We start from the raw sequence: 948 nt of genomic DNA, 5'->3' as shown, positions 1-948 counted from the left end.
TGACATAGCAGCCGCTGCAAAAATTGGCGACAGCAATATGCCGAAAAACGGATATAAAATCCCAGCGGCAATCGGCACCCCGGCAGAATTGTAAATGAAAGCAAAAAACAGGTTTTGTCTGATATTGCGCATAGTTGCTAAAGATAAACGGCGGGCTTCAACAATACCCATCAGGTCACCTCGCAACAAAGTAATTCCGGCACTTTCAATCGCCACGTCGGTGCCGGTGCCCATGGCAATGCCAACATCCGCCGTTGCCAGCGCAGGCGCATCATTTACCCCGTCACCAGCCATCACCACAATCCGGCCTTCATCTTTAAGGCGCTGAATAATTTTGCCTTTGTCTTCCGGCAGAACTTCTGCTTCTACTTCATCAATATTCAGCTTGCGGGCAACGGCTTCGGCCGAGGTACGATTATCACCGGTTAGCATAACGATCCGGATACCGTCTTTTTGCAGCGCCGAAATGGCCGCTTGAGTGGTTTCTTTAACCGGATCGGCAATAGCAAGTAAGCCAGCGACTTTGCCAGCCACTGCGGCAAAAATCACGGTAGCGCCATCCCCGCGAAGCGTATCAGCTTCATTGTCAAAGTCTGCGGTATCAACAGCTTCTGCTTCCATAAGCAGTCGATTTCCCAATAAAACCCGCTGGCCATCAATCGAACCCGTGACCCCTTTACCATTAGAGGAATCGAAATCTTCAGCATCGGGCAGCTTAAGATCCATTGCCCTGGCCTTTTCTAAAATAGCGTGGGCCAATGGATGTTCACTGCCTTTTTCAAGGCCACCTGCATAACGCATCAGCTCAGCTTCGCTGAGTCCATTCGCTGTAACTAGCTTCGTGACCTGCGGTTTGCCCTCAGTCAGGGTACCGGTTTTATCGATGACAACCGTATCGACCTTTTCCATACGCTCCAGCGCTTCTGCATCGCGGATCAGCACACCACT

Annotated in this window: 1 protein-coding gene; it reads right to left on the bottom strand. The window is 50.8% G+C overall.

All coding sequences use genetic code 11. The features are described 5' to 3' along the window. Positions 1 to 948: HAD-IC family P-type ATPase (locus B3182_RS08375; RefSeq protein WP_292752323.1), on the bottom strand; the 948-nt coding region annotated here is incomplete at both ends.

The sequence above is a fragment of the Methylophaga sp. UBA4204 genome (genome assembly GCF_002379485.1).
In the GTDB taxonomy this organism is placed as follows: domain Bacteria; phylum Pseudomonadota; class Gammaproteobacteria; order Nitrosococcales; family Methylophagaceae; genus Methylophaga.
Note: the sequence above shows the minus strand (reverse complement) of the source record. Positions and strands in the feature narration are given on the sequence as shown.